The organism is Pseudoalteromonas sp. SCQQ13, from assembly GCF_015864415.1.
Taxonomy (GTDB): Bacteria; Pseudomonadota; Gammaproteobacteria; order Enterobacterales; family Alteromonadaceae; genus Pseudoalteromonas; species Pseudoalteromonas nigrifaciens.
In genome coordinates this window covers 25,019-48,513 of record NZ_JADYXG010000020.1, presented here as the reverse complement: position 1 = coordinate 48,513, position 23,495 = coordinate 25,019, and the positions used below count along the sequence as shown (strand labels likewise).

At 39.7% G+C, this 23,495-nt stretch carries 20 protein-coding genes and 1 tRNA gene; 5 read left to right on the top strand and 16 right to left on the bottom strand.

The annotated features are described in order from the left end of the window. Positions 1 to 131 precede the first annotated feature (131 nt). Complete coding sequence (locus tag I6F41_RS14840) at positions 132 to 461, top strand: 5-carboxymethyl-2-hydroxymuconate Delta-isomerase (RefSeq protein ID WP_011327042.1); 330 nt, start codon at positions 132 to 134, stop codon at positions 459 to 461. A 351-nt stretch (positions 462 to 812) separates the two neighbouring features. Here the strand turns inward: I6F41_RS14840 and I6F41_RS14835 are convergent. The 3 genes from I6F41_RS14835 to I6F41_RS14825 form a co-directional block, all read right to left on the bottom strand. After that, a tRNA-Ile gene (locus I6F41_RS14835) sits at positions 813 to 889 on the bottom strand. A gap of 306 nt (positions 890 to 1,195) precedes the next feature. Beyond that, positions 1,196 to 1,354, bottom strand: coding sequence for a YqaE/Pmp3 family membrane protein (locus I6F41_RS14830; RefSeq protein ID WP_011327039.1), 159 nt, complete (start codon positions 1,352 to 1,354; stop codon positions 1,196 to 1,198). Between the two features lie 74 nt (positions 1,355 to 1,428). Continuing rightward, entirely contained in the window at positions 1,429 to 1,992 is a 564-nt protein-coding gene (locus I6F41_RS14825) for a BON domain-containing protein (RefSeq protein WP_192532779.1), read from the bottom strand. A 314-nt stretch (positions 1,993 to 2,306) separates the two neighbouring features. Between I6F41_RS14825 and I6F41_RS14820 the strand changes: the two genes are divergently transcribed. Both I6F41_RS14820 and suhB read left to right on the top strand, forming a co-directional pair. Beyond that, the gene (locus tag I6F41_RS14820) at positions 2,307 to 2,972 is read left to right on the top strand and encodes a LiaF domain-containing protein (RefSeq protein ID WP_011327037.1); all 666 of its coding nucleotides are present in this window, start codon (positions 2,307 to 2,309) and stop codon (positions 2,970 to 2,972) included. Positions 2,973 to 3,242: 270 nt separating this feature from the next. After that, entirely contained in the window at positions 3,243 to 4,046 is an 804-nt protein-coding gene (gene suhB, locus I6F41_RS14815) for an inositol-1-monophosphatase (RefSeq protein ID WP_011327036.1), read from the top strand. 71 nt (positions 4,047 to 4,117) lie between these two features. Here suhB and I6F41_RS14810 read toward each other — a convergent pair whose 3' ends face one another. The 6 genes from I6F41_RS14810 to queA all read right to left on the bottom strand — a co-directional run bounded on the left by I6F41_RS14810 (position 4,118) and on the right by queA (position 11,524). Next, positions 4,118 to 5,893 carry a GGDEF domain-containing protein gene (locus tag I6F41_RS14810; protein WP_231613569.1) on the bottom strand — a complete coding sequence of 592 codons (1,776 nt, stop codon included), beginning with the start codon at positions 5,891 to 5,893 and terminating at the stop codon, positions 4,118 to 4,120. 123 nt (positions 5,894 to 6,016) lie between these two features. After that, the gene (gene secF / locus I6F41_RS14805) at positions 6,017 to 6,964 is read right to left on the bottom strand and encodes a protein translocase subunit SecF (protein ID WP_011327035.1); all 948 of its coding nucleotides are present in this window, start codon (positions 6,962 to 6,964) and stop codon (positions 6,017 to 6,019) included. A 9-nt stretch (positions 6,965 to 6,973) separates the two neighbouring features. Further along, complete coding sequence (secD, locus tag I6F41_RS14800; RefSeq protein ID WP_011327034.1) at positions 6,974 to 8,833, bottom strand: protein translocase subunit SecD; 1,860 nt, start codon at positions 8,831 to 8,833, stop codon at positions 6,974 to 6,976. Positions 8,834 to 8,852: 19 nt separating this feature from the next. After that, positions 8,853 to 9,188 carry a preprotein translocase subunit YajC gene (gene yajC, locus I6F41_RS14795; RefSeq protein ID WP_011327033.1) on the bottom strand — a complete coding sequence of 112 codons (336 nt, stop codon included), beginning with the start codon at positions 9,186 to 9,188 and terminating at the stop codon, positions 8,853 to 8,855. A 26-nt stretch (positions 9,189 to 9,214) separates the two neighbouring features. Continuing rightward, complete coding sequence (tgt, locus tag I6F41_RS14790; RefSeq protein ID WP_011327032.1) at positions 9,215 to 10,342, bottom strand: tRNA guanosine(34) transglycosylase Tgt; 1,128 nt, start codon at positions 10,340 to 10,342, stop codon at positions 9,215 to 9,217. 150 nt (positions 10,343 to 10,492) lie between these two features. Continuing rightward, positions 10,493 to 11,524, bottom strand: a complete 1,032-nt coding sequence (gene queA, locus I6F41_RS14785; RefSeq protein WP_011327031.1) for a tRNA preQ1(34) S-adenosylmethionine ribosyltransferase-isomerase QueA — start codon at positions 11,522 to 11,524, stop codon at positions 10,493 to 10,495. A gap of 200 nt (positions 11,525 to 11,724) precedes the next feature. Here queA and I6F41_RS14780 point away from each other — a divergent pair, with 200 nt between their 5' ends. Continuing rightward, positions 11,725 to 14,256: a GGDEF/EAL domain-containing response regulator gene (locus I6F41_RS14780; protein ID WP_182677001.1), complete on the top strand. Its 2,532-nt coding sequence runs from the start codon at positions 11,725 to 11,727 to the stop codon at positions 14,254 to 14,256. A 210-nt stretch (positions 14,257 to 14,466) separates the two neighbouring features. Continuing rightward, positions 14,467 to 14,679: a hypothetical protein gene (locus I6F41_RS14775; protein ID WP_011327029.1), complete on the top strand. Its 213-nt coding sequence runs from the start codon at positions 14,467 to 14,469 to the stop codon at positions 14,677 to 14,679. Here the strand turns inward: I6F41_RS14775 and I6F41_RS14770 are convergent. The 7 genes from I6F41_RS14770 to I6F41_RS14740 form a co-directional block, all read right to left on the bottom strand. Then, complete coding sequence (locus I6F41_RS14770) at positions 14,676 to 15,614, bottom strand: hydrogen peroxide-inducible genes activator (protein WP_086994795.1); 939 nt, start codon at positions 15,612 to 15,614, stop codon at positions 14,676 to 14,678. The genes I6F41_RS14775 and I6F41_RS14770 overlap by 4 nt on opposite strands. Positions 15,615 to 15,696: 82 nt before the next feature. Continuing rightward, positions 15,697 to 16,965: an inorganic phosphate transporter gene (locus I6F41_RS14765; protein WP_041454322.1), complete on the bottom strand. Its 1,269-nt coding sequence runs from the start codon at positions 16,963 to 16,965 to the stop codon at positions 15,697 to 15,699. A gap of 39 nt (positions 16,966 to 17,004) precedes the next feature. Beyond that, on the bottom strand, positions 17,005 to 17,682 hold the full coding sequence (locus I6F41_RS14760) for a TIGR00153 family protein (protein WP_011327026.1): 678 nt from the start codon (positions 17,680 to 17,682) through the stop codon (positions 17,005 to 17,007). A gap of 148 nt (positions 17,683 to 17,830) precedes the next feature. After that, positions 17,831 to 18,532 (bottom strand): phosphate signaling complex protein PhoU, encoded by a 702-nt coding sequence (gene phoU, locus I6F41_RS14755; protein WP_011327025.1) that lies wholly within the window; start codon positions 18,530 to 18,532, stop codon positions 17,831 to 17,833. A 42-nt stretch (positions 18,533 to 18,574) separates the two neighbouring features. Next, entirely contained in the window at positions 18,575 to 19,402 is an 828-nt protein-coding gene (gene pstB, locus I6F41_RS14750) for a phosphate ABC transporter ATP-binding protein PstB (protein ID WP_011327024.1), read from the bottom strand. A gap of 22 nt (positions 19,403 to 19,424) precedes the next feature. Further along, entirely contained in the window at positions 19,425 to 21,074 is a 1,650-nt protein-coding gene (gene pstA / locus I6F41_RS14745) for a phosphate ABC transporter permease PstA (protein ID WP_011327023.1), read from the bottom strand. Positions 21,075 to 21,088: 14 nt separating this feature from the next. After that, positions 21,089 to 23,323, bottom strand: a complete 2,235-nt coding sequence (locus tag I6F41_RS14740; RefSeq protein ID WP_182684415.1) for an ABC transporter permease subunit — start codon at positions 23,321 to 23,323, stop codon at positions 21,089 to 21,091. Positions 23,324 to 23,495 lie beyond the last annotated feature (172 nt).

Sequence of the window (23,495 nt, the reverse complement as noted above, 5' to 3'; positions counted from 1 at the left end):
CATACCACTTCTTAATGGCTAATTGTGCAAAACAAAAAGATGCTAATTCAGCATTGTAGGGGTTAGCGGGTAACCTGGTATTTGGTATAATAAGGTTCACACATGTAGTAACTCATAATAGGAACGCCTAAATGCCGCACATTATTATTGAACACTCAGAAGACCTCCCTGTATTACCACAAGTACTTGTAGAAAAAATTCACAACGCCGCTTTCCAAAGTAATTTATTTGATTTAGAAACCATAAAAACACGCGCTATTTCCTATCAGCAATATCTACTTGGCGCAGGCGGGTCGGGGTTTATACATATTGCGGTACACATTTTGGCGGGACGTTCTATTGAGCAAAAACAAATGTTAAGTGAGCAACTACTTGAGTGTTTAAAAACCTATTGCAGAGCATCAGACAGTTTAAGCGTTAATATTTACGATATTGAACATGAGATCTACCGTAAAAATTAATTTATTTTACCCGTCACATTAAATTAGTGAACAATTCTAGTACCAAAAAAACAGCTTAATCACTAATCAAAGTCATAATGTATAGTGACCTATAGGCTATTTCTAACGCGGTTAATTAGCTACTTAATAAGTCAGAATGATCATGTTATTAATAATATAGGTATTAACTTAAAAGCGTTAATAAGTACTCTGTAAAAAATCCCTAACTAGGGATTTTTTATTGCCGTAAAACAATTCTATTTATTATTTTATAATGAAACAGGCAAAAATATACTTAAAGTGTAATTAACACAACATAGAGCTATTTATTAGTTAATGATTGGAATGATTTTTAGTAGGTATATTTAAAAATGGTGGCCCCTCCCAGACTCGAACTGGGGACCTAACGATTATGAGTCGTGTGCTCTAACCAACTGAGCTAAGGGGCCAACTTTTTGTATAACTGTAAACAGTTAATTTTTTAAGAAGCGTTTAGTCACATAGCGACTAAAGCGGGGTGCAGTATAAAAAGTTTTTAGAGGCTTGTCACTAGCAAAAGTCTTTATTTTAACAATCAATGGTCTAACTGCTTAAATAGTAATCTTTTTATGGGTATAATATTAAAATTTGCAGAATTTAGGGTTAATACTGGCAGCTAAGTAAAAGTGAAATGGAAGGCTGTATATCGCGTAATTTAAAAATTGGGCTTTAAATAAGCAACTTACAGCTTATATTACGCGACAAACAGAAATGAATTATTTTTTTGCGATAATGTATATTGCATGTATTACTCCAGGGAAGTAACCAAACAACGTAAGTAAAATATTTATCCAAAAATGTAAGCCTAAACCCACCTGTAAAAATACTCCCAGTGGTGGCAGTAAGATTGAAAAAATAATACGTATAATATCCATAAATATTCTCCTTATTTATAAATAAAAAATTTATAAGCAAAAACCCAGCAGAGCTGGGTTTTATAAATACTATATTACTTTGCAACTATCGTTAGTTTATCTACTACGTCGCGAACATCTTCAGCATTTTTAGCAATTTTTACTGCAAGCTGTTTTTCAGCATCTGAGTTCACTGTACCGGTAAGAGTAACTACACCGTTGTCAGTATCTACATCAATGTTTGTACCACCAACTTCTGAGTTAAATAAATAACGCGTTGTGATGACTGTGGTAATTTTAGCGTCGGTTAAGCCGCTACCATCATCATCTTTCATGTTGTCATGGCTTTTACTGTTCATGCTTTTCACAACAGTAAGCTGGTTATCAACATCTGTTACGCCATCTAAACTCAGTACAAGTTCTTCTGCTAGCTCTTTGTCGAGTTCGCTATTAACTTTACCTGTTAGTATAACTTTGCCATTTTTTACATCAGTGTTGATGTCAAAGTTATTGAGGTTAGTGTTCATAAGAAGCACTGTTTCAGCCTTACCATCAATCCAAGCATCTTTACTTTCATTTTCCCAGCTGCTCGCTTGAGCACCCATAGCCGTAGTACCTAAAACTAACGCCGCAATGATAGATTTGTTAAATGTTTTCATAATCTTTCTCCTTTTGATTAAAGACACTTTAACTAATGCCAGCTTTAGGCCAACTTTAATAAATAAGTAAAATCAGATAGTTAAGGCGGGATATAAAATAACTTTACTTTGTATACACCACTTTTTTACCGACTTATCGGTAAAAAGTTCTCAGTAGTGAAAATAACTAGATAATTACCATTTTGGTTAATGGATCGTTAATATAACAAAGTCACAAATAGGCTAAAAACATAACAAGCTGATTAATAACAATAATATTTTTGGTATATGCTTTGCTTATATAGTGACAATAGTAAAATAAAAGGAATACCCTAATGAGCGTAAAAATAACAGACCGCCCGCAAGAGCAAGTGCGCGAAGAAGTGATTGATCAACTAATTTATAATTACAGCCACGGAGTTATTTCTGTAGAAGCATTTGAAAGGCGTTTAGATGAGGCAATGGCTACAAATAATAATGAAGTCCTTGTTAGCTTAGTTGAGGATTTAACCCTTAATACTGATCAGCAATATAATGCCCAAAAACATTCGCAATTTTCACCCAATTACAGCGCTCAGCAATTTAGCCAGAGTGACTTTACATTACGCAGTATTTTAGGCTCCAATGAAAGAAGTGGCCAGTGGATTGTGCCTAAAAATATTTACCTGACTAACTTTATGGGCTCGGTAGTACTTGATTTTACCGATGCTATTTTTACCCACCAAGAGATAACGATTCATGTTAACTGTATTTTTGGCAGTGATGAAATATACGTACCAGAACACGTTAATGTAGTATCAAAAATGTTTAGCATTATTAGTAGTGTTGAAAATAAAACAGTGGCACTTAACAAGCATCAAGGCCCGACCATCCATATTGAGGGAAAGGCTATTATGGGCTCGGTAGAAATAAAGATTAAGCGCACCATTAAAGAAAAATTTATTAGCTTTGCTAACCAATTAAAAACCCAACTTGGTGGTAAAAGTGGTACTCCAATGTGATGAACTACCTATAAAAGCATGTTCATAGCTTTTAACTTGGGCCCAGGTTAAAGAGTAAAAAACATGCTAAATTTTTAAAGCACTAGAACACATTTAAAAAGTGCTTTGCAGATTCATCAATGCTGAATTTGTATAAAATGCCCTGCACATCAAGTAAGTACAAAAAACAAACAAAAGTATTTAGGCTTTGTTGTTTACTTTATGGCAAAAGTCGCTAAAATACGCCAGCTAAAATATATAAACGTTCTTTTACAACCCAAAGGTAATACCATGCATCCAATGTTAAACATTGCGGTTCGCGCTGCGCGTAACGCAGGCAAAATTATACTTCGTGCAAGTGAAGATTTATCAAAAGTTGAAGTTCAACAAAAAGGCACTAACGATTTAGTGACTAACATTGATAAAGAAGCTGAAGCTATAATTCGCGACACCATTTTACGCTCTTACCCTGATCACTGCATTGTTGGTGAAGAATTAGGCGAGCATAAAGGTAAGGATGCAGATTACCAATGGATTGTTGACCCGCTTGATGGCACAACTAACTTCATCAAGGGTATTCCTCATTTTGCGGTTTCTATCGCACTTAAAGTAAAAGGTCGTTTAGACCAAGCCGTTATTTATGATCCAATTCGTGGTGAGCTTTTCACTGCCTCTCGTGGTCAAGGCGCACAACTTAATAGCAAACGTTTACGCGTTTCTAAAACAGTTGATTTAGGCGGTTCAATCTTAGCTACTGGCTTCCCTTTCAAGCAAAAACAACACCTAGATGCATACACAGAAGCGTTTAAAGCTTTATTCATACATACAGCTGATATCCGTCGTGCGGGCTCTGCTGCGCTAGACATGGCTTATGTTGCTGCTGGACGCGTTGATGGCTTTTTCGAAATTGGTTTAAAACCTTGGGATACTGCTGCAGGCGAGCTATTAGTAAAAGAAGCAGGCGGCATGGTTGTAGATTTTGCTGGCGGCGTAAACTATAACAATAGTGGTAACATTATCTGTGGCGCACCTAAGCTAACTCAAGCAATAATTCGCGAAATTCGCCCTGTATTAACTGAGTCATTACTTCGTTAATAAAAACTGCATGGTTTAAAAAAGGAGCTTAGGCTCCTTTTTTGTTGTCTGCAAAAAATTATTTATGACGATTAAACTGCTTGTTTTTCTAACCTAGCAACCACACTACTTGGCTTACTACGCCGACATAAAAACAAATGGCTATGAGCAAAGCGCTTTGCTGATTTTTTAGCATTACTTGCCAATGCTGCAACCTGATGGCTATTCTTATAATGGTGTAAATCGGGAGTAACTAAGCCTATTGCCAGTGTTACTAATGGCACAAATTGTGGCTTCCCTTCTCTATTTGCACTCCAATATCCCTTATTTTTAATATGTTCGGAACTAAAAAACACCTGTGATTCTATTTCAAATTGGCGAATAATATGCTCGCACACTGCGACAGCATTATTATCAAATAGCACCATAAAGTCATCGCCGCCAATATGGCCAACAAAACTGTTTGTATTACTACACGCCTGCATCGTAATATTTGCTAATAGTTTAATTACACTATCGCCGCTAGCATAACCAAACAAATCATTAAACTGTTTAAAATGGTTCAAATCTAAATACGCCAATGAAAACGCCTTTTGTGTAGCTAAACGCCGCTCTATGGCATCGTTAAGAGCTAGATTACCGGGTAACATAGTTAATGGGTTAGCGTGCTGCGCATGACGAATTTTTTCATCTGTTATATGTTTTAATATGTCGCGTACTGGCACAATGCCTAAATACTGCTGCCCTCGGGTGATCACTATATGGCGGCGAATATCAAAGTCGCATTCGGTAATTTGCTGACTAACGTTATCTAGCAGCTGGTTTTCATCTACCACTAGCGGTTGCCTGTCCATTACTACAGTGGCCGCACGCTTGTCATACAAAGCATGGCCATAGGCCGCTGCAAACACTTCACTAAGTTGCTCTTTGTGGAGCAAGCCAATTGGCTGACACTGCGAATTAATTACCACTAGGCTGGCAATTGATTTATCTCGTTCAAATAGCGCATGGGCGTCTTTACAACTGGTTTCGCTATCAATAGTTTGCTGCGCTACTGCAAGCCAACCAATAGCCATAGAGTTATTTAACTGGTTTGTATTTGCGGCAAAGCTCAGTGCTTGAATTTGCCTTGCTGAAAGCACATAACTTGGTTTATTACTTGGTCGTTCAAGTAAAAACCCTTGCACATAGTTGATACCCATTCCTTCTAACACAGTTAGCTCTTCTGCTCGCTCAATTCCCTCTGCAATCACTGTCGTATTGGTTACTTTTGCCAGAGCTGTTATTAACTTTAAAAACTCTTTTTTAACCACACTTTTATCGCAATGATCGATAAAATAACGATCGATTTTGACAAAGTCTGGGCATAACTCCGACCATTGCTTTAACCCAGAATACCCCGTACCTAAGTCATCAATTGCAATAGTGAAGCCTAAAGAGCGGTAATGTGCCATGGTTTTTTGTAGTAAAAACTCATCCTCGACCCTTTCTTGCTCTGTTACCTCTATCACCACCCGATGAGCTGCTAAACCAAACTGCTTAATGAGATGCAGTGTTTCGCCTTTAGGATGACTTGGGTCGAGTAACGTTTTAGGACTAACATTTAAAAATAGTTTGCCCTGCAGCTTCAAATGCACAAAGTTCTCAATAGCTTTAGAGCGACACAGTAGCTCAAGCTCTGAAATCAGACCATATTGATGAGCCACCTGAAACAGTGTATTAGGCATTTCTAAACAGCTATTTTTAGGCCCTCTGCTGAGTGCTTCATAACCGAGAATGGTCTGCCTGCTAATATCAAAAAGCGGCTGAAACAAGGTGGTAATTGTGCCATTTTCTAAAATTTCATTTAATAATTTACGCTGCTTCATTATTGCTAAGCTCTATTACGATTTACTCAAGGTAAAGTAGCAAGCGAATATGACATTTTTATGGCAATCTGCAGGCAATAAAAAACCGCCCAGATGGGCGGTTAATATCGGCTTACAAATCTATTACGGCATAGCGTCTAGATCAGCACCTTCTTTTTCAATCACTTCTGGTATTAAATCTTCTTTACTTACGCCAAGTGCAATAGCAACTGAGCTGGCAACGTAAATAGATGAATAAGTACCAATAAACACACCAAATAACAATGCTGTAGCAAAGCCATGAATGGTTTGACCGCCCCAAATAAACAAGGCAATTAATACTAAAATAGTGGTAATTGACGTTACTAAGGTACGATTAAGCGTTTGTGTTAAAGAAATATCGATAATTTCTATCGTGTCATCAATACGTACTTTGCGGAAGTTTTCACGAATACGGTCAGATACTACAATGGTATCGTTTAGCGAGTAACCTATTACCGCTAATATAGCCGCTAATATGGTTAAATCGAACTCTAAACCTAATACCGAAAATAAGCCAACGGTAATAATAACATCGTGAATTAAGCCGCTTACTGCGCCTACTGCAAAACGCCATTCAAAGCGAAACGCTACATAAATCAAGATACAAATAAGCGCAGTTAACATGGCCAGGCCACCCTGCTCTTTTAGGTCTTCACCTACGCTTGGGCCAACAAACTCAATACGGCGCATTACTACGCTTTCGTCTGCTAGCTTTAATGCAGCAATAACTTGGTTACCAATAACTTCAGCTTTTACGTCATCGCCGCGCGGCGCTAAACGAACTAAAATTTCTTGGCTTGAACCAAACAGTTGTACCGATGCATCTGCAAAACCATTTTCGGCAAGTACATTACGCACCTTTTTAAGATCTGCAGGTTGCGAAAAGCCAACTTCTACGGCAGTACCACCGGTAAAGTCTAAACCAAAGTTTAAGCCTTTAGTGAAAACCGATATAAATGCCGCTAAAATTAATAACGTTGAAAAACCCATTGCCACTTTACGAAGAGACATGAAACGTAGGGTTTTGCTACCCAATTTTAAAATTTGCATGGCTACTCCTTAAATTGAAAGTTTATCAACACGTTTACCGCCGATAAATAAGTTGATAATCGCACGTGTACCAACAATAGCTGTAAACATTGACGTTAAAATACCAATTGCTAACGTAACCGCAAAGCCTGCAATTGGGCCAGTGCCCACAGCAAACAAAATAACGGCAGCAATTAAGGTGGTAATATTGGCATCGAAAATAGTGCTAAATGCACTGTCATAACCAAAATGAACGGCTTGTTGAGGGCTACGGCCATCGGCCAGCTCTTCACGAATACGTTCAAAAATAAGTACGTTGGCATCAACCGCCATACCTACAGTTAGTACAATACCGGCAATACCAGGCAAAGTAAGCGTTGCGCCTGGAATTAACGACATAACACCAATAATAAGTACTAAGTTAGCAGCAAGCGCAAGGTTAGCAACCATGCCAAAGCCTTTGTAGTAAATAAGCATAAATGCAAGTACGAATGCAAAACCAAGTGCTACCGCGGTCATACCTGCTTCAATGTTTTCTTGCCCTAAGCTTGGCCCTACGGTGCGCTCTTCAACTATTTGAATTGGCGCTACAAGTGCACCAGCACGTAGTAATAAGCTTAAGTTATGTGCTTCTGCTGGGTTATCAATACCGGTAATACGGAACGAGCGATCAAGGCGTGCTTGAATAGTTGCTACGTTAATAACTTCTTCAACCTTAATAGGCGGAAGCGCTTTACCGTCGGCATCTTTTTTACCTGATGGTTTGTATTCAATAAATACCGTGGCCATGCGCTTACCAATAGCTCGCTTGGTAAAGGCATTCATTTTTGCCCCACCTTTGCTATCTAGCGTAATACTTACTTGCGGGCGTTGGTATTCATCGCTACCTGATTGCGCGCCAGTAATATGGCTACCTTCAAGAATAATACGTTTTTTAAGTACCACAGGGTAACCGTCACGGCTCATGATCATTTCAGTACCCGGTGGGATACGACCTTGAGCAGCAGCGCTAATATCGGCGTTTTCTTCTACTTCGCGAAACTCAAGTGTGGCCGTTGCGCCTAAAATCTCTTTAGCACGAGCAGTATCTTGAATGCCGGGTAGTTGCACAATAATTCGCTCAGCACCTTGGCGCTGTACGTTTGGCTCAGCAACACCAATTTGGTTAATACGGTTACGAATAATCGTTTCGTTTTGCTTGATAGCGTAATCACGAATTTCTTTGAGTTTTTGCTCACTCATAGTCGCATAAAATGCGTTATCGTTACTGCTATCATCTATGTATACATTTAATGGATACTGCGTTTTTAAGAAGCGCTCTGCAGCGTCTTTATCTTCTTCGCTGCGCATTTCTACACGCATACGATCAGAGCCCGCTACACGGCGAACACTGCGATAACGAAGTTTTTCTTCACGTAGGTCGCTACGAAAGTCTTCTTCCATTTGCTCAAGCTGGTTATCAACGGCTGTCGCCATGTCAATTTCCATGGTGAAATGCACACCACCACTTAAGTCTAGGCCTAGCTTCATTGGGTTGCCGCCAACCGCTTTTAACCAAGCTGGTTGCGCTGGAGCCATGTTTATAGCAGAAATGTAATCATCGCTAAGAGAGTTACGCAATAAATCTTGCGCTTTTAGCTGCTCTTCAACGTTTCTAAAGCGAACGAGTATTTGCCCATCTTCGAGTTTCGTTGATTTAACACTAACGTTATGTTTTTTGAGGGTTGCGTTTACTTTGTCTATTACACTGAGATCAACATCAGCACCTTTAGCGCCAGAAACTTGTATAGCCGGATCGCGACCATACAAGTTTGGAGAGGCGTATAAAAGGCCAACGGCTACCACAGCTAAAACAAGTAAATACTTCCAAAGTGGAAACTTGTTTAACACGGGGTCGTCCTTATTATTTTTATAGCGACTTCATTGTGCCTTTTGGCAATACCGCAGTTACGGCTGATTTTTGTACTGTTACTTCTGCTTGCTCGTTTAATGAGATAACAACAAAATCTTTATCATCTGCAATTTTTACTATTTTACCCACTAAACCGCCTTGGGTAAGTACTTCATCACCTTTAGCCATCGCGCTCATTAAGCTTTTATGCTCTTTAACACGCTTAGCTTGCGGGCGATAAATCAAAAAGTAAAAAACCAAACCGAAAATAGCTAACATTATTAGCATTTCCATTCCGCCACCGGCAGATGCAGAACCAGTACTTGCGTGGGCATTCGAAATAAATAAACTCATGATACTTCCTCTTTAATTTTTAAAATTTAATTTGTTATATCTGCAAGCTCTGGCACGTCTTGGCCACGGCGAGCATAAAAATCCTGAACGAACTCATCTAACTTACCTGCGCTAATTGCGTTACGTAAGCCTTCCATAACACGTTGATAATAACGTAAGTTATGAATAGTGTTTAATCGTGCGCCTAAAATTTCGTTACATTTATCAAGGTGATGTAAATAGGCACGTGAGTAGTTTCCACAGGTATGGCAATCACACTCAGGGTCAAGCGGGCCAGTATCTGTTTTATGTACTGCGTTACGTATTTTAACCACACCTGTGGTTATAAATAAATGACCATTACGAGCGTTACGGGTTGGCATAACACAGTCAAACATATCAATACCACGGCGTACCGACTCAACTAAGTCTTCTGGCTTACCTACACCCATTAAATAACGTGGTTTGTCTGCTGGCATTTTGTACGCGCAATGATCAAGAATATTGATCATTTCGTTTTTCGGCTCACCTACCGATAAACCACCTAATGCATAGCCATCAAAGCCTATTTCTTCAAGTCCGGCTTGCGATTGTGCACGTAACTCTGGGTACATACCACCTTGAATAATACCAAACAGTGCAGATGGGTTGTCGCCATGGCCTTCTTTTGAGCGTTTAGCCCAGCGAAGTGACAATTCCATTGAATCTTTAGCTTCTTTTTCGGTAGCAGGGTATGGTGTACATTCGTCAAAAATCATCACGATATCTGAACCCAAGTCGCGCTGTACTTGCATTGATGATTCTGGCGTCATCATAATTTTCTCGCCATTTACTGGGGAGCTAAATAATACGCCTTCTTCGGTAATTTTACGCATAGCACCTAGGCTGAACACCTGGAAGCCACCTGAGTCAGTTAGAATCGGGAAATCCCAATTCATAAACTTATGTAAACCACCGTGTTGCTTAATGATTTCAGTGCCTGGGCGCAGCATTAGGTGAAACGTATTACCTAAACAAACTTGCGCGCCTGTTGCTTTTACTTCATCCGGTGTCATGCCTTTAACAGTACCGTAAGTACCTACAGGCATAAATGCTGGAGTTTCTATTACACCACGGTCAAAAATCAAGCGGCCGCGGCGCGCTTTACCGTCTGTAGTGTCTAATTCAAATTTCATATTGTCCTCAATGTCGGAAAAACAGTCCAACAAGCTATAATTTAACCGCTCGATTCTACCCTTTTTACTGCGTTAATACTATTAACTGCGGTAAATTCAATGCTGATTTAAAAGCAAATAGCCAGCTTAAACAAGTAAATTTTGTGGTGTTTATTTACGGGTTAAAAACATCGCATCGCCATAACTAAAAAAACGATACTGCTGCTCTATGGCGGTGTTATATGCGCCCATAATATTGTTTTGTCCGGCAAAGGCACTTACCAGCATGATAAGCGTTGACTCTGGTAAGTGAAAGTTCGTTATCATGGCATCAACCACATTAAATTGATAACCCGGATAAATAAATATATCGGTATCACCAAAGTAAGTATCTAACTTACCACCGTGTACTTTTGCTGCCGATTCTAGAGAGCGTACAGACGTTGTACCTATGGCAATAACACGCCCACCATTGGCTTTAGTGTTTGCTACAGCAGCAACCACATCATCTGGCACTTCTATGTATTCTGAGTGCATAATGTGCTCATCTACCGTGGCAACACGCACCGGTTGAAACGTCCCTGCTCCCACATGCAGTGTAACAAAAGCCATTTGTACGCCTTTATTTTTTAGCGCGGTCATTAACTTATCGTCAAAATGCAAACCGGCGGTAGGAGCCGCAACCGCTCCAGGCTTTTCGCCGTACACGGTTTGATAACGCTCACGATCAGCCTCGTTATCAGGGCGATCTATATACGGCGGTAATGGCATATGGCCAATATCATTTAATATATCGAGTACGTTTTGGCTATGCTCAAACTCCAGCTCAAATAAGGTATCGTGACGCGCAACCATGGTTGCTTTTGCCTTGCCTTCAAGAATTACTTCGTTGCCAGGCTTTAGCGATTTACTCGCGCGCACATGTGCCAGCACTCTATGCTCATCAAGCACACGCTCTACTAATACTTCAACTTTTCCGCCTGACGCTTTTTGACCAAACATACGGGCAGGTATTACTCGCGTGTTATTAAACACCAACAAGTCATTTTCGTTAACTAATTCAAGCAAATCACTAAATACTTTGTGCTCAACTACACCACTTGGGCCATCTAGGCTCAATAAGCGGCTACTTGTTCTGTCTTGCTTAGGAAAACGAGCAATTAATTCGTCGGGAAGGTCAAAGCTAAAATCAGCCACGCGCATAGTTGGTAATCCACATCATTTAAAGTCGCGCCAAGTGTATATCTATCGCTTATGAAGCTCAAGAAATCAGGTAAATTCTCATTAAATTACACTTGTTTTACTGCATTTATTATCATGCCGTAAATACGCTTGTCCTAAGCGGTAAATATCATTACTCTTACTCTTTTGAATAATCGTGATTTTTTAGGGGTACTCTAAACGTGGTAAATCAGCTTAAATTGCTAATATTAAACGCCAGCAGTGCTGAGCGTGGCACTATTCGAGCCACTTTAGAGAAATTAAATGTTTTTGAATTTATAGAAGTATCTGATAGCCAACAAGCTTTAAAAATATTAAAAAAACAAGCCGTTAATATAATTATTACTGGCCTTGATGTAGGTAAAATTGATGGCTGGCGCTTCTCAAGAATGATTCGCTCGGGCTTATTAAATACCCCTAAAAATACCCCAATCTTACTTATTCCCCCTATTTATTGTGAACGAATAGCTGAAACTACTGCCCGCAGCTACGGTATTGATGCAGTATTACCTTTTGAGCGCCAAGACATGCTGCCGCAAGTGCTGGCAAGTGTGCTCGCTAACCATTTAGAAAAAAGCAGTCGTTTAAACCTCTTACTGTTAGAGCCGACTAACACTAAAGCCAATGAAATCAGCAAGCCGTTACTGCTAAACTTTTCGATTACCCATGTTACCTCGAGCCAAGCCGCGCTTAATGCTTATAACCAGCAACAATTTGCAATTGTTTTACTTGATGCAACCGCTGCAAGAGCAGAAGAGTCGAGCGTGCTAGTATCTGAAATTTTACAACATAATCCTATGCAAGCAATTGTAACTATTATAGATAGTGATGATGCAGATTATGCGGAGCAGCTTTTACTTTCGGGTGTCACCGACTTTATACGTGCCCCATACGATCCGCCATTTTTAAATAAAGTATGCGACCATGCAGCGCGTCGCGAAGACTTTATGGTGAGCTACGCTGAATTTGCTAACAAAGTAGAGCAACTGAGCATAAGCGAAGTGCGATACCGAGATTTATTTTCTGCGCATCAACGTATTTTATTGCATTTAAATACTGTAGTTCTAGAACTTGATCAGCAAGGGCTTATTCGCTTTATCAACCCAGCGTGGGAAGCATTAAGTGGCTTTGGCGTTAAATCGACACTACAACAGCAATTAACTAATTTTTGTATTGCTGAATGCCAAGTAAAACTACAAGCAACAATAGACGACATTCTTTGTGGTGGTGAGTACAAACAACAAGTTGAAATAAGGCTACAACATAAAAATGGCAGCCAAATTTGGGTTGAATGTCGGCTACAGCTCATACAAAACAGCCATAATAACGCCACTATTACCGCCACAATCGACAATATTCATGAACGAAAACAAGCGGAACTGCAGCTGCGCCATTTAGCACTTCACGATACGCTTACTGGCCTGCATAATCGCTATTACTTTGACCAACAGCTGAATCGTATTTGCCAACCTCAGCACACCCATTCAGATATTGAGCACGCGCTTATTTATATCGATTTAGATCACTTTAAAATAATTAACGACAGTAAAGGCCATCAACAAGGCGATATTGTTTTAAAAGAAGTAGCGCAATTATTTATAACAAACATAAGTACCGAGCATTTAGTGTGTAGAGTTGGCGGCGACGAATTTGCTGTGATCCTCAAACATACCAACTTGCTTGACGCGCATTTAATTGCCGAAGGTATATGTAACGCAATTGAACAAAATCAATTTAAGTCTGAGGAGCAAATATACTCAATCAGTTGCTCAATTGGTTTAACTCAAATTACCGAAAAGAATTGCGACCCGAGCGAATGTTTAAAACAAGCTGATATTGCCCTGTATATCGCTAAAAATTTAGGTCGTAATTTAGTACATTGCTATGCAAAACAAGATGCCCATAACAATACGCTACAAACGGGTTTAGAGTGGGGTCATGGTATTCGCCAAGCGCTACAACAAGACAGCATTGAACTGCATTACCAACCAATTTGGGATTTTAGGCGCAATGAAGTTGCTTACTTTGAGGTGCTGCTGCGCTTAAAAATAAATGATGAACTAGTTTTTCCTAATCAATTTATTCCTTCATTAGAAATGCTAAACGATACTTTTTTAATGGATCAATGCGTTATTCGTAACACAATTGCTAATGTTGCCCTCTACCCAGAACTTAACCAAGTAGCTATAAATCTCTCTGCGCAGTCATTTTTAGATGAGCGTTTAGTGCCATTAATAGAGTCAAATTTAGCAAAGTATCAGGTTTTACCAACACAAATAATTTTTGAAATTACCGAATCTGCCAGCATTAACAACTTAGCAGCTACGCGTAAAATGATTGAAAAACTCAATATTTTAGGCTGCCACTTTTCGATTGACGATTTTGGCACCGGCTTCAGTACTTTTAACTACTTGAAACAACTGCCAGCACAGCATGTAAAAATTGATGGCTCGTTTGTTTGCGATATGCTCAACGACCCTATTGATTTAGCACTAGTAAAGGCCATTAACGACATTAGTCATTCACTCGATAAGCGCTCTGTGGCTGAATATGTAGAAACCGAAGAAGTATTTTTTGCATTAAAAGAAATTGGCGTTGACTACGGCCAAGGCTATTTTATAGCTCGCCCTATGCCTATTAAAGGTGTTAAAAGTGAACTTGAAAAGATTTTAAAAAATAAAACGTTTTACCAACAACTACCTAGCAAAAAATAAACAGCTGTAAACAAAATTAAGCTCTTTACTACTATCATAATTATCTTTCTCGGCTATACTTTACTTACAAATCAGCAAATGTCGCGCAATTAATAGGATAAGCGCAAAAAAACATGACATTATAAATCAGCCCAAATAAGACGACAATTTGTTGGATGTTGGATGTTGGATGTTGGATGTTGGATGTTATTAGAGTTTAAGGAGGTAAATATGACACAGCTAGTTGTTTTATTACTACTTATGCATTTTGCAATTGCGTTTCAGTGTTACCGATATGCACACATTAAAGGTTATCCGGTTCGGGTATTTACTGTATTAGGGCTAGTGCCTTACTTTAATCTGGTTGTTTGGGTTTATTTACTTTTTTTACCTAAACTAGAACCATATGAAAGCCATAACCATGAAAACAAGCAGCTATCTTAGCTGCTTGTTGCTGTCTCTTTAGCAAAGTCTAAACTACATTGGTGTTTTAAAAACACCTCTAATTGCTGGCTGAACAATTTAAAGTCGCGAATTCGTCCGGTTGTTTTACGCCACAAAATACCAATTTCACGGTATGCCTCATTCGCCGATGGAGTTGCTAGCATATTTTTATTATCTAAAATGCCGGCATTAATCGCCATTTGCGGTAAAAAGGTCACCCCCAACTGATACTCCACCATGCTCAATAAAGTATGTAAGCTGGCTGCTTCAAACGGGTTTATGCAGCTGACACGGTTTAAATGACATGCACTAAGCGCGTGTCCGGTCATACAGTGCTCACGTTCTAGTAAGAACACGCTGGCGTCGGGTAATAAGTTAAAGTCTTGCACGTTCTTTGCTGGCGTGTAGTCTTTGTGATGTACCAAACTAAAATGATCTCTAGCTAACACCTGAGTATGAAACTTATCGGTTTGATACGGCAGTGCTAATAAGGCTAAATCTATCTGACCATGCTCTAATTTATCGAGTAACTTATCGCTAGTATCTTCTACTAATACCAGTTCTAAATCGCAAAATTCTTGCTTACAAAAGTGATACAAAGGCGCGGCAATAAAGCTCGCAATAGTAGGAATAACCCCTACGGTTAACTTACCACTCAGCGGCGTTAAAAAGCTTTTAGTGAGCTCTTTTAAACTAATTGTGTCGTGAATAATTTTGCGCGAACGTTCAACTACTTCCTCACCAATGGTGGTAAACATTAAACTGCGGTTTTCACGTTCAATAAGTTGGCAGCCTAGTGTTTCTTCTAAGTTTTGAATGGCTGTACTTAATGTTGATTGGCCAATAAAGCACGCACTAGCAGCGCGGCCAAAATGTTGATATTGATGTACTGCAAGTAAATACTGCAGCTGTTTTATACTCGGAAGATTAGTCATTTTGTCTTTCCACAAATAAAAAGACCCCAACACCTAGGGCATTGAGATCTTTTCAAGCTAAAAGTCTTTAAGTACTTTTTTATTAAACCCCAAATGCGGTTCTTAGTACGTAGAAAATAACAATAGCAAGGCCTGCGCCCACTGGCAATGTAATTACCCAAGAAACTACAATGTTTCTAATAACACCCATGTTCAGTGCGGCAATACCGCGTGCCATACCTACACCTAACACCGCACCCACTAAGGTTTGCGTAGTTGAAATTGGTAAGCCTGTACCAGATGCAATTACAACAGTTGAAGCAGCAGCTAATTCAGCAGCAAAACCACGGCTAGGGGTTAAATGTGTGATCCCTTCGCCAATCGTTTTAATTACTTTTTTACCTAAAATAGCTAAACCGGCCACAATACCAAAACCACCTAGTGGTAATATCCACCAAGCAATAGCCGCTTGTTTTGCAATTTCACCGTTGTTTTCAACAATACTTACCACAGCCGCAAGAGGACCAATAGCATTAGCAACGTCGTTAGAACCATGAGCAAATGCCATACAACAAGCCGTTAAGACCATAAGTACTGCAAAAACTTTTTCAACGTTATTAAATTGCATTTTTTTATCGGCCTGAGGGTCGATTTTTAAACGTGAAATTGCAATTTTACCAATAAAGCCTACTACTACTGCAATCGCAATAGATAGACTAATACCTTCCACTGTGCCTAAGTTAATACCAATATGTTTTAAGCCTTTTTTAATTGTCACAAGTGACATAATAAAGCCAGCTAAGCCCATATAAATTGGCACGAAACGTTTAGCATTTTTAAGCGGAGTAGCCGTATCAAAAATAAGCTTTTGTGCGCTCATAAATATTAAGTAGGCAATAAAACCCGATATAGCAGGCGTTACTATCCAACTACCAACAATTCCTGCAACCTTGTTCCAATGAATCGCTTCACTGCCTACTGCAACTAAAGCAAAACCTATAATAGCGCCAATAATAGAGTGAGTAGTTGATACTGGCCATCCTAAGAATGATGCCATTAATAGCCAGGCGCCTGCTGCAAAAAGCGCAGAAATCATACCTAATATCATTAATTCAGGAATATCCATAAATGGCGTTGAATCAATAATGCCATTACGAATTGTCGATGTAACTTCGCCGCCGGCCAAGTAAGCACCTGCAAACTCAAAGATCATCGCGATAAAAATCGCTTGTTTAATCGTTAGCGCTTTAGAGCCTACTGATGTGCCCATTGCATTGGCAACATCATTTGCGCCAATACCATAAGCCATAAAAAAGCCAACTGCTGCGGCAATTAAAATTAATACCGTGCCGTAAGATGCAATGATATCCATTGTGTAACCTTAATCTATCGTTTTTGAACTGATTTTAAATTAACGAGCTAACATCAGCTCAAGACGTGATCCTACGCGCTCTGCAATATCTGCAAGCTCGCCAACCCATTCAATGATCTTATATAAAAACATCACATCAACCGGGTTTAACTCACCTTCTACTGCGCGTAGTTGGCGGCGTATTTTAATTTGCATTTCATCCGTGTCTTGTTCTATGGCATCCAATTCAACGAGCATTTTTTCAACCAAGGCCACTTCGCGACCTTTAAAACCTGTTTCTAATAGCTCTTCTAACTCATTTATCGCATTAGATGCTTGTTTAGTAGCATCAACACAACGTGTTAAATAAGCTAAAAAGTCGATTTGAATTACTTTTGGTATGATCATCTCACGACCAATTACACGCCCTGCAATGTCTTTTGCTTTATTGGCAATTTTATCTTGCTGGGTTACTAATTCGAGCAGATCTGTACGCTCTACCGGCATAAATAATCCACGCGGTAGTTGTAAACGTATATTTCTTTTCATTTCATCGGCTTCACGTTCTAAATTACGAATGGTTAAACGTAGCTCTTCAGCTTGTTGCCATTCTTCTTTAAATACGTGATTAAAAAAAGGAATCAAAGCTTTACTAGCTTGATGAACCTTTCGAATATGTTCTTCCATTGGTTTGATAGGAGATTTTGCAAATACTCCTAGAAACGCGTTAGTTTGCATAACTGACCCTTAAATCAATTTAGTATGCTGTGCGGCATGAATTTTACAGTATTAAGCTCGATTGTGAACGCTTTTTATTGCTCAACCGCCAGCAAACTAAAAAAAAATTATAATTCGTCGTTGTAATAAAAAGGACTAATTAAAAAAATTATAAAGACTTTTCTATATCTTCTTGAGATGTATGACGAATATCTTTTCCATTAACAAAATAAATAATATATTCAGCAATATTTTGACACCGATCACCAATGCGTTCTAATGAACGAACTGACCACACTAAATCCATAATTTTCGGGATTGAGCGCGGGTCTTCCATCATATAGGTCATAATTTGACGAATAATGGCTTCGTACTCTCTATCAACTTTAGCATCCTCTTTGTGTACTTCAAATGCACGTTGTACGTCCATACGTGCAAATGCATCAAGTACATCGTGCAACATTTTTGATACTTGGCGTCCCATATTTTCAATATTTACTAATAAAGCCTGTTGGTCTTTAGTAAATGAATCTAATGCAACTTTAGCAATTCGCTTTGCTTCATCGCCTATACGCTCTAAATCAGCAATGGTTTTTGCAATAGCCACCACTAAACGCAAATCGCTTGCAGCAGGCTGACGCCTGGCAATAATTCGCGTACATTCTTCGTCAATACTTACTTCCATTGCATTAACTTTATAATCATTCTCTCGCACTTTTTGCGCAAGCATAGCATCATTTTGGCTCACTGCATCTAACGCACTGTTAAGCTGTTGCTCAACCAGCCCGCCCATACTAAGCACAAGGTTGCGTACGTTTTCTAATTCTTGATTAAAACGGCCAGAAATATGCTTATTAATGTTATGTTCCATCGTTATTATCCTATCAATATTGTACACATAATATCGGCTGAATTAGCCGTAACGACCGGTTATATAGTCTTCTGTTTTTTTCTTATTAGGCGTTGTAAATAAAGTATTGGTGTCTGAGTATTCAATTAGCTCCCCCATATACATAAACGCCGTTTGGTCAGAAACCCTGGCGGCCTGTTGCATATTATGGGTAACAATTACCACTGTAAACTTGCTCTTTAAATCGTTAATTAGCTCCTCTATTACTAAAGTAGAAATAGGGTCTAGTGCCGAGGTAGGTTCATCAAGCAGTAATACTTCTGGCGAAATAGCAATTGAGCGCGCAATAACTAAACGTTGCTGCTGTCCCCCCGACAACCCAAAAGCGCTGTCGTGTAGCCTGTCTTTTACTTCATCCCACAGCGCTGCACCACGCAATGATTGCTCAACTACTTCATCTAATTTACGTTTGTCTTTAATACCTTGTAAGCGCAAACCATAAACCACATTTTCATAAATTGATTTAGGAAAAGGGTTAGGTCGCTGAAATACCATGCCTACGTTACGACGCAGCGCCGCTACATCAACGCTTTTATCGTAAATGTTTTGTCCATGTAGCAGTATTTCACCTTCTATGCGGCAAATATCAACTAAGTCGTTCATGCGGTTAATACACCGTAATAAGGTTGATTTACCACACCCCGACGGGCCAATAAAGGCTGTTACCTGGCCCTTTGGAATATTCATATTTACTTTACTCAGCGCTTGTTTATCGCCGTAGTAAAGATCGAGATCTTTAATCTCTAACGCTGTTTGCTCTGTGGTTAAATTGTCTAAGTCTAACTTCAAGCTGGTATTGGCTTGATTTACTTTTGGAGCGACTGAAATCATGTTTGTTACCTATTAAATCTTATTAAAGCTCAAGCGATCTGAATTTTTCACGTAAATGATTACGTATACCAATAGCGGTTATGTTGAGGGTAATAATTACCGACACTAATAAAAATGCCGTTGCATATACCAGCGGTCGCGCCGCTTCAACATTCGGGCTTTGAAAGCCAACATCGTAAATATGAAAACCTAAGTGCATAAACTTTCTGTCTAAGTGAAAGTATGGAAAGTTACCATCAAGCGGTAACGTAGGTGCCATTTTTACTACACCCACCAGCATTAATGGCGCTACTTCACCTGCTGCACGCGCAACAGCCAGTATTAAACCGGTCATAATTGCTGGGCTTGCCATAGGTATAACAATACGCCATAAGGTTTCTGCTTGTGTGGCACCAAGCGCTAATGATCCGTGGCGTACCGTACTTGGAATACGCGATAGTCCCTCTTCAGTGGAAACAATAACCACAGGCAAGGTAAGTATTGCCAGTGTTAAAGCCGACCACATAACACCTGGTGTACCAAATACCGGAGTAGGTGATGACTCAGGATAAAATAATTGGTCAAGGCTGCCACCTAGCATATAAACAAAAAAGCCTAAGCCAAATACACCATATACAATAGAAGGTACACCGGCTAGGTTAATTACCGCAATACGGATCATCTTAGTTACCGCATTTTTAGCCGCGTATTCATGCAAGTAAATTGCAGCAACCACCCCAAATGGCGTCACAATAACAGCCATTAGCATAACCATAAACACGGTACCAAATATGGCCGGAAATACGCCACCTTCGGTATTTGCTTCGCGAGGGTCATCTGATACAAACTTACCTAATTGGATAAAGTAATGGCCCAGTTTGGTTAAAAAGCTCATGTCGTTTGGAAACCACACATCTAATACTTGATACAATGGAATGGTGACTATTTCGCCGCGCATATCTTTAACCATAACTTGGTCGCGCTGTGCTTGTTTACGCAGTGCAAACAGTTGCTTTTCGAGCACCGCATACTCGGCACGTAGTTCTGCACGCGCCTCTGCAAGCTCAGCAACACGTTCGTCTGTAAGTTCATTATCAAGTAAGTAGGATTTTTCTTTTAGCCTTAAACGTTCCAGTTCATAGTTAATATGACCAATATCACCGTTTTGTAAATCAAGTGCTTCGTCGTTTAAATCAACTGCCCGTTCAACCAGCTTATGTAAATAGGCTACCTTATCGCCGGTAACAGGTTGTCCGTCTTCAATTACGCCTTCTACGTAGCCATAAAAATTACCATTTTTGCTACGCTCAAACACGGCAAGGGTGGTAGGCGTTGATTGGTTTTTTATGTCGGTGTTTAATATCCAACGAAAATCTAAATCTACATATTCACGGTTACCTGTTTTAATTAATAACCGCTCAAATTCTTCCCTATCATATGCCGAAACATCAACACCGGTTGCCGCTAAACGCGCTTTGGGTACCAATTCTCGATCGTAAATTTCACCAATAATAGTTTGTTTTGCAATTGAGCCTTCCAGCTCAAATTGCACTACCTCAGAAGGCCAGAAAAAGCTTAACCCTTTCCACGCTATCATAGCTAATAAACCAATTACTGAAATTAAGCTGATGCTCACCGCACCACCGGTCATCCAAATCCAAGGAGAACCAGACCTAAACCACTGCTTTACCATGTCGTGTTCTCCACTTACATTGAGCTGTATTTTTCACGCAGTTGCTGACGAACAAACTCAGCAATGGTGTTAAAAACAAAGGTAAATATAAATAATACAAATGCTGCTAAAAACAATATTCTGTAATGCGAACTACCCACTTCCGACTCTGGCATTTCAACCGCAATATTTGCCGCAAGCGTACGCATTCCCTGAAACACACTCCAATCCATAATCGGGGTATTACCGGTTGCCATAAGCACTATCATGGTTTCGCCTACTGCGCGGCCAAGGCCCATCATTACCGCAGAAAATATTCCAGGGCTGGCGGTAAGTAATACCACGCGTATCAGTGTTTGCCACTGTGTTGCACCCAGTGCCAGTGAGCCATTAGACAAATGCTTAGGCACGCTAAATACCGCGTCTTCCGCAATCGAAAATATAGTAGGAATTACAGCAAAGCCCATCGCAATACCCACTACCAAGGCATTACGCTGATCGAAGGTCATGCCAAGCTCGTTAGTTAAATATTGGCGCACGTTACCATCAAACATCCACAGCTCAACAGTTTCGCTCATCGCAAACGAAAACCAACCAATAAATAACACTACCGGTATAAGTATAATGGCATGCGATCCTTCAGGAATTTTATGGCGAATACTGGCTGGTAATTTAGTCCAACCAAGCGCAGTGGCCAAAATACCTAAAGGTAATAACACCAGTAAGCCAACTATGGCTGGTAAGTGCTGCTCTATTAAAGGCGCTAACCATAGGCCCGCTAAAAACCCCAAAATAACGGTAGGAAGTGCTTCCATTATTTCTACCGTTGGCTTAACCACTTTACGCAGTTCACTCGACATAAAGTAAGCGGTATAAATGGCAGCAGAAATCGCGATAGGTACGGCAAATAGCATGGCGTAAAATGCCGCCTTTAAAGTACCAAACGAAATAGGCACTAACGAAAACTTAGACTCAAAGTCGTCACTGGCTGAGGTTGATTGCCAAATATAACCTGGCTCTGGGTAACCTTCGTACCACACTTCTTGCCAAAGTGCTGACCAAGTAACTTCAGGATGTTCGTTATGAATTTCTAATACGGTTAGTTTGTTGTCGGCAACAATTAGCGCTGCATTTGCACGCGGTGCTATAGCAAAGTTTTTAATTGCTCCTTCGCTTACTTTGCCTTGCCACAATTTTGCTTGGCTTGTGGTGTAATAAACACCTAACTCACCATTACTACTGGTAGTAAAAAAGGTACGGCGGTAAAACTCAGTAAATACGTTTAACTTACTTTGCTTTGTTGTTTCAAATGAACGAATTTTTTGATATTCACGGCCGCTGTCGGTATTTATTTCAAACCACTGCGATACCTTTCCATTATCGTTTGCCAACATAAGAGAGTTAGCGCCCGCAAGTAATTGCGCCGCAACAATATTAGCGTTTTCTTCATTGGCAGACAGTAATTGAATTTGCTCTACTTCGCTTGGGTCGCGCGTATCGTAAACATAAATTTGATTAGCTGAGCGCACAAATACTCGGGTAGTATCTGGCGACATAAGTAACTCATCTACTCGCCCAGCAACATCTAGCTCGGTGCGTTCCACAAGCCATTCTACTTCGCCGCTAAACATGTTTTCTTCAGCAACAAAGCTACTAAATAAAACGCGCTTGTCGGCTGTTAGCGCAACAACGGCTGTTTTGTCTTCAAAGTGGCTAAATGCAAAACGCTTTATAGCAGCACCTTGCTCGTCTACCTCTAAAGCAAGTTCGCCTAGCGGATAATCTAAACGCGGAGTTAATTTACGTTCGTTATTTGGAAACGTCACCATAAATTTAGGAATAACAATTTTTACACTGCCATTTTCTAAACCATATGCATATTGCCCCTGAAACGGTGCACTGGTAGCAAAGCTACTCACATCGCTAGGCAGGGTTACCTCTAGCGTTTTTAGCTTTTTACCAAAGTTAGCTTTTTCAACACTATAAAAGTCAACACTCCCTTGCTGGCTTAATAAATAAGCAACTTCAGTTTGTTCCTCAACGCCTACTCCCACTATTTGCTCTGCGTTTGTAAGATTAAAACTGTCGCGCTTTTCAACTTTAGCTGATTCAAAAATTGGCTGTACTATATAAAGAAGGTAGAAAAAAATTAATAGCAGCGCTATTAATACCATTACTCCACCTACGGTTATGCCAAACTGGGCAAGTCGGTCTTTAAATAGACGGCTTCGATCCGTATTAAAAGTCGGCTTATTCGGATTGGAAGTCATCAAAACATCCTTTAATCTTAACGTTGCAGTGATTATATTTCATCAAAGTGACAGTAATGTTACAGCGGTAATAATTATTTACCGTGTAATTTAAATATCTTTAAGATCGAATAGCAGCCGTGTTTATGCAGTATTGATGAACTAAATATTATATTTATTGGACAAAGTATTT

Coding starts and splice junctions, on each gene's coding strand:
- I6F41_RS14840 (WP_011327042.1), top strand. CDS start 132: ATGCCGCACATTATTATTGAACACTCAGAAGACCTCCCTGTATTACCA.
- I6F41_RS14830 (WP_011327039.1), bottom strand. CDS start 1,354: ATGGATATTATACGTATTATTTTTTCAATCTTACTGCCACCACTGGGA.
- I6F41_RS14825 (WP_192532779.1), bottom strand. CDS start 1,992: ATGAAAACATTTAACAAATCTATCATTGCGGCGTTAGTTTTAGGTACT.
- I6F41_RS14820 (WP_011327037.1), top strand. CDS start 2,307: ATGAGCGTAAAAATAACAGACCGCCCGCAAGAGCAAGTGCGCGAAGAA.
- suhB (WP_011327036.1), top strand. CDS start 3,243: ATGCATCCAATGTTAAACATTGCGGTTCGCGCTGCGCGTAACGCAGGC.
- I6F41_RS14810 (WP_231613569.1), bottom strand. CDS start 5,893: ATGAAGCAGCGTAAATTATTAAATGAAATTTTAGAAAATGGCACAATT.
- secF (WP_011327035.1), bottom strand. CDS start 6,964: ATGCAAATTTTAAAATTGGGTAGCAAAACCCTACGTTTCATGTCTCTT.
- yajC (WP_011327033.1), bottom strand. CDS start 9,188: ATGAGTTTATTTATTTCGAATGCCCACGCAAGTACTGGTTCTGCATCT.
- tgt (WP_011327032.1), bottom strand. CDS start 10,342: ATGAAATTTGAATTAGACACTACAGACGGTAAAGCGCGCCGCGGCCGC.
- queA (WP_011327031.1), bottom strand. CDS start 11,524: ATGCGCGTGGCTGATTTTAGCTTTGACCTTCCCGACGAATTAATTGCT.
- I6F41_RS14775 (WP_011327029.1), top strand. CDS start 14,467: ATGACACAGCTAGTTGTTTTATTACTACTTATGCATTTTGCAATTGCG.
- I6F41_RS14770 (WP_086994795.1), bottom strand. CDS start 15,614: ATGACTAATCTTCCGAGTATAAAACAGCTGCAGTATTTACTTGCAGTA.
- I6F41_RS14765 (WP_041454322.1), bottom strand. CDS start 16,965: ATGGATATCATTGCATCTTACGGCACGGTATTAATTTTAATTGCCGCA.
- I6F41_RS14760 (WP_011327026.1), bottom strand. CDS start 17,682: ATGCAAACTAACGCGTTTCTAGGAGTATTTGCAAAATCTCCTATCAAA.
- phoU (WP_011327025.1), bottom strand. CDS start 18,532: ATGGAACATAACATTAATAAGCATATTTCTGGCCGTTTTAATCAAGAA.
- pstB (WP_011327024.1), bottom strand. CDS start 19,402: ATGATTTCAGTCGCTCCAAAAGTAAATCAAGCCAATACCAGCTTGAAG.
- pstA (WP_011327023.1), bottom strand. CDS start 21,074: ATGGTAAAGCAGTGGTTTAGGTCTGGTTCTCCTTGGATTTGGATGACC.
- I6F41_RS14740 (WP_182684415.1), bottom strand. CDS start 23,323: ATGACTTCCAATCCGAATAAGCCGACTTTTAATACGGATCGAAGCCGT.